Source organism: Mitsuaria sp. TWR114, assembly GCF_007997345.1.
On sequence record NZ_VOSR01000313.1, the window covers coordinates 1 to 9,822 of the forward strand.

General features: G+C 71.5%; 9 protein-coding genes and 2 pseudogenes. All 11 read right to left on the reverse strand.

Annotation, left to right across the window (positions count from 1 at the left end; translation table 11 throughout):
- Positions 1-229: pseudogene (locus tag FUT87_RS12810) on the reverse strand (glycoside hydrolase family 2); the annotation flags it as partial.
- Positions 208-489: a hypothetical protein gene (locus FUT87_RS12815; protein WP_147241268.1), complete on the reverse strand. Its 282-nt coding sequence runs from the start codon at positions 487-489 to the stop codon at positions 208-210. The gene FUT87_RS12815 and the pseudogene FUT87_RS12810, both read right to left, overlap by 22 nt.
- The gene (locus FUT87_RS12820) at positions 486-1,091 is read right to left on the reverse strand and encodes a sialate O-acetylesterase (RefSeq protein ID WP_147241269.1); all 606 of its coding nucleotides are present in this window, start codon (positions 1,089-1,091) and stop codon (positions 486-488) included. Before FUT87_RS12820 ends, FUT87_RS12815 begins: the two co-directional genes overlap by 4 nt.
- Positions 1,088-4,069, reverse strand: a complete 2,982-nt coding sequence (locus tag FUT87_RS12825; RefSeq protein ID WP_147241270.1) for a TIM-barrel domain-containing protein — start codon at positions 4,067-4,069, stop codon at positions 1,088-1,090. Before FUT87_RS12825 ends, FUT87_RS12820 begins: the two co-directional genes overlap by 4 nt.
- The gene (locus tag FUT87_RS29950) at positions 4,066-4,914 is read right to left on the reverse strand and encodes a glycoside hydrolase family 97 catalytic domain-containing protein (protein WP_255511802.1); all 849 of its coding nucleotides are present in this window, start codon (positions 4,912-4,914) and stop codon (positions 4,066-4,068) included. Before FUT87_RS29950 ends, FUT87_RS12825 begins: the two co-directional genes overlap by 4 nt.
- A complete protein-coding gene (locus tag FUT87_RS30645) occupies positions 4,806-5,243 on the reverse strand; it encodes a glycoside hydrolase family 97 catalytic domain-containing protein (protein ID WP_255511801.1) in 438 nt (145 codons plus the stop codon). The genes FUT87_RS29950 and FUT87_RS30645 overlap by 109 nt, the downstream gene beginning before the upstream one ends.
- A 20-nt stretch (positions 5,244-5,263) precedes the next feature.
- Entirely contained in the window at positions 5,264-5,968 is a 705-nt protein-coding gene (locus FUT87_RS29960) for a glycoside hydrolase family 97 N-terminal domain-containing protein (protein WP_222617135.1), read from the reverse strand.
- A 57-nt stretch (positions 5,969-6,025) separates the two neighbouring features.
- A complete protein-coding gene (locus tag FUT87_RS29965) occupies positions 6,026-6,277 on the reverse strand; it encodes a hypothetical protein (RefSeq protein WP_222617133.1) in 252 nt (83 codons plus the stop codon).
- Positions 6,196-8,562, reverse strand: a complete 2,367-nt coding sequence (locus FUT87_RS12835; RefSeq protein WP_222617134.1) for a sialidase family protein — start codon at positions 8,560-8,562, stop codon at positions 6,196-6,198. Before FUT87_RS12835 ends, FUT87_RS29965 begins: the two co-directional genes overlap by 82 nt.
- A gap of 232 nt (positions 8,563-8,794) precedes the next feature.
- Positions 8,795-9,529 carry a recombination mediator RecR gene (gene recR, locus FUT87_RS12840; RefSeq protein ID WP_147241271.1) on the reverse strand — a complete coding sequence of 245 codons (735 nt, stop codon included), beginning with the start codon at positions 9,527-9,529 and terminating at the stop codon, positions 8,795-8,797.
- Positions 9,530-9,539: 10 nt separating this feature from the next.
- A pseudogene (locus FUT87_RS12845) lies at positions 9,540-9,820 on the reverse strand (YbaB/EbfC family nucleoid-associated protein).
- Positions 9,821-9,822 lie beyond the last annotated feature (2 nt).

The window sequence follows — 9,822 nt, forward strand, 5'->3', positions numbered from 1 at the left end:
CGTAGATGCCGCCACCGCCGCCGGTGTCGGTCACGCGCACGGCGATCCAGTTGGCGCCCGCGCGCAGCGTCCCGGCGGGCACGGCATAACGGCGGGACAGCTCCCAGCCGCACTGGCCGCCGATGCGCTGGCCGTTGATCCAGACCTCGTCGCAGTCGTCGACCTTGGCCAGATGCAGCTCGGCCGCGCCGGCCGCCTGCGCCGCGGTCAGCTCGACGCGCTTGCGCATCCACACGACGCCGTCGACATCGGCCAGGCCCTGGCTTCCCACGCGCCCGGCGCCTGCAGCGTGGGCCACTTGGCGTCGATGTCGCTCGCCGCGTTCCAGCCGGAGGCATCCACCCCCGCGAGCGACAGGCCGGGCTGCCAGGCTGCCACCCGCCGCTGCAGCTGTTGCCCCAGCACGGCGCTGAAGGCGGCGTTGTCCACGGGCAGCGCCCGCACCGTCGGCGCCAGGTCCGGGTCGCGCAGGGCGGCGCCACGGCTCATCCAGGTCTCCAGCATGGACCGCCCCAGGCGGTGGCGATGAGGCCGATCGGGATGCCTTGCACCGCCTGCATGCGGCGGGCGAAGTGGTAGCCGACCGCGCTGAACTCGCCCACGCGTCCCGGCTCGGCGACCACCCACGGCGCCGGCGCGATCTCCGCTTCCGGTCGCACGCTGGCACGCAGCGGCACCCGCAGCTGGCGCAGTCGCGCATCCTGCGGCGACGCCACCTCCTGCGGGCCGGTGTCGGTCTGCGCCAGCGGCCATTCCATGTTGGACTGGCCGCCCAGCAGCCAGACGTCGCCGATCAGGACGTCCTCCAGCGTGACGGTCTGGTCGCCGGTCACCTGCAGCCGGTGCGGACCGCCGGCCGGCAGCGGATCCAGCTGCACGCGCCAGCGGCCATCGGCACCGACGCGAGTGGTGGCCTCGCGGCCGCCCAGCGTCACGGTCAGCGACTGGCCGGGCGTGGCCTGGCCCCAGAGGCGCAAGGGGCGGTCGCGCTGCAGCACCATGTGCTCGCCGAAGACCTCGGACAGGCGCACCTCGGCCTGGGCGGTGGCGGCCAGCAAGGCCAGGATCAGGGGAAGGACGGTCTGCTTCATGGACGGGAGGAAGGGGAGTCGGTGCGGGAGTCGAAGGACAGGGCCAGGGCCCGGCCCTGGTACTGCACGGAGCGGGTCTGCTCGACCCGGTCGGGGGTGGCCATGACGCGCACGCGCAGCGTGCGATGCGTCACCAGGCCGGGGAAGCGCCCCTGACGTGCGCCGATGTGCAGCGTGCGGCGGGCATCGTCCCAGCGCAGCGCGACGGTGGCGCGCTCGCCGCGCTCGTAGCGGTAGGTCTCGCCGTCGTCCTCGTACAGGACGAAGCGGCCGTCGGCGCCGGGATAGACGCGGATCTCCCACGGCGCGCCGGCGTCCTGGGCGGTGTGCTCGACCACCGGCCCCAGGGGCACGATGGCGCCGGCGCGCACGAAGAGCGGGAACTCGTCCAGCGCGTAGTCGCGCGCGACGCGGCCGCCGCCGGCGTGGCGCTGGCCGGTCCAGAAGTCGGTCCAGTCGCTGCCCTGCGGCAACAGGGTTTCCTGCCGGCGGTCCAGCCGGCCCTGCATCTCGACCAGCTCGCGCGCCTGGGTCGGCGTGCGCCAGGCCAGGCGCAGCAAGCGGCCGCGCGTCTCCTGGAAGTAGTCGATGCGCAGCTTCAGGCGCTGGCCGGCGCGCAGCGTCAGGCGATGGCCCTTGAAGCGCGGAGGGCCGAGGTTCCAGTCGTCGACGACCAGTTTGTCGTCCAGCCACAAGCGGAAGCCGTCGTCGCCCTCCAGGCCGATCTCGTGATCACCGCTTTCGGCGGCGATGAGCTCGCCGGTCCAGCGCGCGGAGAAACGCATCAGGCTGCTGAGGCCCGGTGGCACGCTGCCCAGCGGGGGATCGGGCCAGCGATGCTCGATCACCGTGTCGACGGTGCGGCTCGCCGGCTTCTCGTAATCCATGCCGTCGAAGTACTCGAGCAGCAGGCCGCCCTGGCCGTCCGGGGTGCGCAGCTGCGCGGCCGGCACGGTCGCGGGCGGCGGCAGCACCGCATGGAACATCGGCCGCGTGATCGGCTGCACCAGGAAGGCCGGGCCGAACATGTAGGTGTCGTCCACCTTGCGCAGCGCGGCCTGGTCCGGGAAGTCCATCGCCAGGCCGCGCATCATCAGGGTGCCCTCCTGCGTGGCGCGCCAGGCCAGGCTGTAGAGGTAGGGCAGCAGCTGGTAGCGCAGCTCGGCGGCGCGGCGCAGCGAGCCGTACACCGCCGGGTCCAGGGTCTTGAACAGGTAGGGCTCGCGCTCGACCGAGGTGCCGTGGATGCGGTAGATCGGATTGAAGATGCCGAACTGGTTCCAGCGCGCGTAGAGCTCGCGCCAGGCGGGATTGCGCTCGCCGTCGGCGAAGTTCACGAAGAAGCCGCCGGTGTCCTGCGACCAGTAGGGCAGGCCGGCCATCGCGACGTTCAGCCCGCCGGCGATCTGCGCGCGCAGCGAGGCCCAGCTGGATTCGGTGTCGCCGGACCAGGGCAGGGCGGCGTAGCGCTGCTGGCCGGCCCAGGCCGAGCGCGTCAGCGTGAACACGCGCCGGCCCGAGGGGCCCGCGGCGCGCTGGCCTTCGTAGACGCCACGGGTGGTCAGCAGGCTGTAGACGTTCAGGTAGCGCGTGAAGTCGCCCATCGCGTTGCGGCCCAGGCGCTTGATGTCGGCCTCGACCTCGGCCGGATCGTGCGCCGCGCCGCCGACCTCGACCTCGGTGCCGTCCATCCACAGCGCGTCCACGCCGACGTCCAGCAGGCCCTGCTTGACGTGCTTGAAGTAGATGCGCCGCCCGGCGGGGCTGAAGGCGTCGTAGATCCGCGCGCGCTTGGAGATCCAGTGCAGTGGCTCGAAGCGCAGGTGCTGCGCGTCGAGCTCACGGGCCAGCGCCGTGTCGTTGCCCACCGACGGCCAGATCGACACCATCAGCCGCGTGTGCAGCGGCCCGTGCAGCTCGCGCGTCATCGCGGCGGGATCGGGGAAGCGCTCGCGGTCCCAGACCATGCCGCTCCACTTGCCGTCCCAGACGCCGTCCTTCTCGCCGCCCCAGTACTGCCAGTCCTGAACGATGGTGTCGAGCGGGAAGCCGTCCGCGCGGAAGTGCCGCACCACGTCCAGCAGCTGCTGCTGGGTCTGGTAGCGCTCCTTGCTCATGAAGAGCCCGAACGCGGACTTGGGGAACATCGGCGCGGCGCCGGTCAGCTGCCGGTAACCGGCGATCACGCCGTCCATGTCGGTGCCGGCCACGAGGTAGTAATCAGCCCCGGCGGGCGCGCTCTCCGCGCGGAAGGTCGCGCCCTGCGGCCGGTCGCTGAAGCTCATCTTCGAGTAGACGTCCCACAGCAGGCCCCAGCGGCGCGTCGACACCATGAACGGCACGACGATGCCGATGTTGGTCTGCACCATCAGGACCTCGCGGCCGCGGTAGTCCATGTAGGGCTCGTTGTACTGGCCCAGGCCGTACAGCGACTCGTCCGGCGTGAGGCTGAAGTGCTGGGCGAGCGCATAGCTGCGACTGCCGGCGATCTCGACCTGCTGCAGCTCGGTGGGCGCGCGCTCGCGCTCCCGGGTCAGCAGGCGGCCCGCGCCGTCGAGGAAGGTCAGCGCGCCACTGTGCTTGTCCACGAGGACCTGCACGCCGGGCGCGACCACGCGCAGCGTGTCCGCCTCCTCGCGGACCTCGAGGGCCACGGGCCTGGGCTTGGCCACGACCACCAGGCTGGGCTGCGCGGTATGCGCCGCGCCTAGGTGCGCGGTGATCCGTACCAGGCCCGGGCCGTAGAACAGCACGGCCTTGGTCAGGCTGTCGACGCGGAACTGCACACCCTCCGCGACACGCCGCCAGTGGAAGCCGTCCGCCGGCCCGTCCATTGGCAGCGCGCGCAACTGCCCCGCGGCATCGAGCGCGGAGGGCAGCAGCGCCGCGTTCGTCGCGGCACTGGCGGCACTCGCTGCGGTAGCCAGCGGGCCGGCCGAGGCCAGCGCCATCAGCCCGAACACATCGCGGCGTCTCATGTCAGTGCGTCCTCCTTGGCGTGGGCGGGCGTGAACGCGCGCGTCCTCACGGCGCCGGCTCCAGGATCACGCACATCGGCGTTCGTCACGCTGCGCGTGCTGCGACGGACCTCGCGCACGACCTCGCCGTCCTGCCAGATCGTCGCGCGCCACCGGCCGGGTGGCAGGAAGCGGAGCGGGACCTTTTCAGTGCGGGCGCGTTCCGACGTCATCGCGCCGAGGTACCAGGCCTTGCCGCTGCGCCGCGCCAGCACGATGTCCTCGCCGGGCTCGCCGGCGAGGAAGCGGGTCTCGTCCCAGGCCGCCGGCACGCGGCGCACGAAGTCGAAGCCGGTCTCGCCGCGGTAGTTGGACGGGTCGTCGGAGACCATCTGCAGCGGGCTGTCGTAGACCACGTACATGGCCAGCGCCTGACCGCGGGTCGTCTGCGTCAGCGGCATCGAGGCGCGCACCTCGAAGTCCCCCGGCGTGGCGTTGCGGAAGCCGCCGGGCGTGTAGTCCATCGGGCCGGCCAGCATCCGGGTGTAGGGCAGCATCAGGTTGTGCCGCGGCGTGATGCGCCGGTCCATCTTGTTCCACTCCGCGCCCAGCACGCCTTCCTGGGTGATGAAGTTGGGATAGGTCCGCTGCAGCCCGGCGGGCACGTAGGCGCCGTGCAGGTCCAGCAGCAGATGGCGTTTGGCGGTGGCTTCGGCCACGCGCTGGTAGAAGGCGACCATGTCCTGGTCGTCCCGGTTCATGAAGTCGACCTTGATGCCCTTGATGCCCCAGCGCGCGTAGGTGTCCAGCACCTCGTCCATCCGCGGCGCCAGGTGCTCCCAGTGCACCCACAGCAGCAGGCCCACGGCCTTGTCGGCGGCGTAGCGCACCAGGGCCGGCATGTCGATGCCGTCGGCGCGCGGGTGATGTCGGTGGTGGGCAGCGGATCGCAGCACGGCCCGGTGCCGAAGGCCCAGCCAGCGTCCATCAGGTGGTAGGGGAAGCCCGATTCCGCCGCGAAGTCGATGAAGCGCTTGTAGGCAGCCAGGTCGGGCTTCACGCCCTCGAGCGGCCCGGACCACCAGTCCCACGAGGTCTTGCCGGCCTTGACCCAGCTGAAGTCGCCCCGCGGCGGCGGGTTGAGGTTGCCCACCAGCTGCGACTCGATCAGCTGGCCGGCGCGGTCCGCCATCATGACGGCACGCCACGCGGTCGTCAGGCCGGCGCTGGAGACATAGGCCGCCCCTCGCGCTTGGGCACGCCGGACAGGCGCACGCGCAGCGCGGGGCCGTCGCGCCACAGCGAGGCGCCGGTGTAGCCCTCCAGGTGCGCCTGCGTGATGGCGTAATGCGTGCGGCCCGAGGGCGTGGCGCAGACCACCGGCACGTCGTAACCCGCATCGCGCTTGAGCTCGGAGATCCGCAGCCGCTCGAAGGGCAGTTCATGCGCGCCTTCCACCGGGGTGACGAGGCAAGCCGGATCGCCGGCCGGCACGAAGGCCGTGCGCTCCTCCTTCAGCCGCACCGGGCCCTGGCCCTCGAGCCGGTAGCGGAAGGCCACGCCCTCGTCATAGGCGCGCGCGTCGATGAAGAGGCGCCGTCCGCCGCCCGCTTCCCGGAAGGTCAGCGTCGTGCCGAGGTAGTGGTCGCGCGCCGTGGCCGCCTTGGTGGCGACGAGCGGGATGACGCGGTCCTCCCGCGTGTCCTGGCGCGACTCCAGCGTCAGCGCGCCGAGCGGCGGCTGGCCATCGAGCGCCAGTCCCAGCGGCGAGTCGGCGATGACCGTCTCGCCCTTGCGGCTGATGCTGAAGCGGCTGCCGTCGTCGGCGATGCGCAGCGTGATGCGCCCGTCGGGCGACGAGAGCAGGGCGTCCGCCGCCTGGGCACCGGACGCGCCCAGGGCCAGGACGGCCGCGGCGATGGGGGTGGATGATCTTCATGCGGAGAAAGGGAAGGGGCCCGTCGCCGGGCCCGTTGGTCAGTTGCTGTACACCACGCCGCGGCAGCTGCCGCCGGCGTAGATCCGTCCGTAGAGGCCTTGGTCGGCCGCCATCACGCCGAGGCCGGCGTACTGGTGGGCGTCGTCGTTGTGGCGTACCCAGGTGGCGCCGGCATCGTCCGAGCGCCAGACGCCCCACACGCCGTTGATCACGCCCACCACGTAGACGGCCGCCGAGTAGCTCGAGCCCGGCTTGGCCTTGCCCAGCGCGACGATGCTCGCGCCCGCCACTTCGGGGCCGAGCCAGTCCTGCCGGCCGCCCCAGATCGGCGCGAACGCGCCACCTTGGTCCAGTTCGCGCCCGAATCCAACGAGTGGTAGACGGCCAGGCCGTCGGCCACCCACAGGTCGCCTTCGGCGTTCGGGTTCACCGCCATCGACGACGCGCCCCACGGCGCGAAGCGCATGTTGGCGGCCACCGAGCCCTGGCTCAGCGCGAAGCTCCGGCCGCCGTCCGTCGAGACGTAGACCTTGGCCGGGGTGTAGGTCCACCAGGCGCCGCCCGAGTCGTAGGCATAGACCTTGTTGGCGTTCCTGCGGTCGGCCACCAGGCGATAGCTGCGCGGCACGCCGTTGACGACGGTGAGCGCCGGCAGGTTGGTGGCCGTCCAGCTGTTGCCGTTGTCGGTGGTGTAGGAGGGCACCGAATCGGCCGGCGCCCAGACGACGCGGTTGCGCGCCGGCACGGCCAGGTTGGACGCCTGGTTGATGTTGGCCGCGGCGCCTGCCGGCAGACGGGCGAAGGCGGCCCAGCTGCGGCCGCCGTCGCCGGACCAGTAGCCGGTGCCGACATGGCCGCTCGCGGTGCTGGTGACGTTGGCGTTGGCGATGTAGTTGGGGTCGGACCAGGCCATGTCGGCGGAGTTGCCGTTGCTCCACTGCTTGTAGGGGCTCAGCGTCGGCGTCGTGCCGAGGTCGGTGTGGATCCAGGTGCCGACGTCGCCCGAGTTGTTGATGAAGGTGTAGGAGGCGCCCGCCGGCGGCGTGGCCAGGCTCAGCGTGCAGGTCTCCTCCAGGCCGTTGACCGCGAAGTTCCAGCTCGGCGTCGACGAGGACGCGTTGCGCGTCTCCCAGATGCCGCCGCCGAAGACATGCAGCACGCGATCGCGGTTGAAGGGATCGATCTCCACGTCGTCGATCCAGCCGGAGAAACCGTCGCTGGCCGGTGTGTGCGGCATGGTGGCCGCGATCTCGCGCCAGTTGCGGCCGCCGTCGTCGGACAGCTGCACCACCTGCTGGCCGCTGTAGTTGCCCCAGGTGCCGCTCACGCCCAGCGCGATGCGTGCCGTGGCGCCGGTGCCGAGGACCGACAGGCCGCCGTAGCCGGCGCCATCGTTGCTGTTGAGCAGCGTCCAGGTGTTGCCGTTGCTGGCGTCGAACCTGTAGAGCCGCGCGGGGCCGGCGTCGCCCGGGCCGGCGCCCTTGGTGAAGAGCAGGTACAGCGCGCCGTCGGCGGTGCGCACGATGTGCGGGATGTGGAAGCCCGACACCGGCGTCGCGACCGGCGTCCAGGTGGCGCCGCCGTCGACCGACTTGTAGAGGTTGGACCCCAGGCCGGCCGCGTTGACGTAGTCCGGCGCGATGGCGGCCCACAGGGTCCGCGTCGGCGAGCCGCTGCCCTTGGTCGAGGTGTCGAACACCAGGTGCTCGACGCCCATGACCTGGCCGCCCAGATTGTTGATCTGGTCGGCGGTCAGCTTCGTCGACGACAGCCCGCTCACCTGGGCCCAGGTGCGGCCGGAGTTCACGCTCCTCCACAGGCCCGCCGTGCGCGAACCGTAGAAGAGGATCGACGGATTGTTGGGGTCGACCGACAAGCGCTCGCCGATCGCCCGGCCGTTGTTGTTGCCGCCCGCCGAGAACGGCAGGTTGAAGAAGGCCCAGCTGCCGCCGCGGTTGTTGGAGATGTACAGCCGCGCGGTCGCGTCCGCCGAGGCCGACATGCCGGTGACCATGTAGACGCGCTGGTCGTTGGTGGGGTCCAGGGCGATGCTTTCAACGCCGTGATGGAAGCCCTCGGCCGCGGTGAAGCCGTCGTTGATCGGGATCCAGGACGACGAGCCGGCGTCCCAGCGGTAGGCGCCGCCGACGTCGGTGCGCGCGTAGAGCAGGTCCCGGGCGCTCGGATGGAAGACCAGGCCGGTGACATAACCGCCGCCGCCGAACTTGGCGCTGGCCCAGGTGCCGACCTTGATCGAGAACGCCTGCTGGCTCTTGGCGCCGCAGGCGTTGGTGTAGGTGGCCGTGGCGGTGCAGGCCGCGGCGGGCTGAATGGTCTGCTCGCGGGAGGCGCCGACGGTGCCACAGCCGCTCCAGCTCCAGCTGCCGCCCGAGACCGGCTGCGGACCCAGCACGGCCGAGCTGCCGGTCTTGAGCGTGGCCGAGGCCGTCGCCGACCAGTTGCCGCCGACATTCACGAAGGGCTTGATCGGCGTCGGCGTGCAGGTCTGCGCCATGGCGGTGGACACGCCGGCGGCCGCCAGGGCCAGCAGCAGGGGGGAGGATCGCAATCTCATCGGTCGACCTTTCAGCAACGGGCCCGGCCGGTTGTCTCCTCCGGGCGCGAGCTTGATGGAATCTGGTTACGGCCCTGTTGGGGGCGCGTGATATTCCGCTAAATCAAGGCGACGCGATGTTAGTTTGTGTATTGAATGAACTATCTAGGGGAAAGACCTCACCGGGACGGTGCGACGCCCCAGCGCGGGGCACGGTGACGAGGCGCGACCTCAGGCGTCCGTCAAGCGCGCGTCAGGAGATCACCAGGCGGGCGCGTCGCGGCGCCCCCAGCGTGACGCCGGCGACGAGCTCGGTCGGCAGCACCAGGTGGCCGGGGGCGGGCAGGGGCTTGTTGCGGCGCATCGCGTCGATGCGCTCCACCAGCAGCTCGACCGCGCGGCGCCCCATTTCGTGCAGCGGCTGCCGCATGGTGGCCATCTGCACCGACCGGGCCATCAGGGTGTGGTCGTAGCCAACGACGGAGATGTCCTCCGGGATGCGCAGGCCGCGCGCGCGCAGCGCCTCGGCCAGCACGTGGGCGGTGGCCTCGCCCTCGGCGGTGAAGCTGGTGGCGAGGATGACCTCCTCCACCTGGCCGTCGGTGGCCCGCTCGAGCAGTTGGTCCACGCCGATCTCGCGGGTGGACACGCCGTCCAGCGGGCTGATCCGGCCCTGCAGCACGAAGTAGTAGCCGAAGTAGGACGCGGTGCGCTCCATCGCGGCCTGGTCGGCCGGCGACTCGACCACGCACAGCAGCCGCGCGTCGCGGTGACGGTCCGAGCAGATGGCGCACAGCGGCGTCTCGCTGAAGGTGTGGCAGCGCTCGCAGTGGCGCACGTTGCGCGCCGCGTCCTGCAGCGCGCGGGCCAGCGCGTCGGCGCCGGCGCGGTCGTGCTGCAGCAGGTGGTAGGCCATGCGCTGGGCCGACTTCTGGCCCACGCCGGGCAGGCGCCGCAAGGCCTCGATCAACTGGTCGAGCGCGGTCACCGTCGTCCGATCAGAACGGGAACTTCATGCCCGGGGGCAGCGGCATGCCGGCGGTCAGCTTGGACATCTTCTCGGAGCTGACCTGCTCGGCACGGCGCACGGCGTCGTTGAACGCGGCGGCGACGAGGTCCTCCAGCATGTCCTTGTCGTCGGCCAGCAGGCTGGGATCGATGGCGACGCGCTTGACGTCATGCTTGCAGGTCATCGTGACCTTCACCAGGCCGCGCCGGACTGGCCTTCGACCTCGATGTTGCCGAGTTCGTCCTGCGCCTTCTTCAGGTTGTCCTGCATCG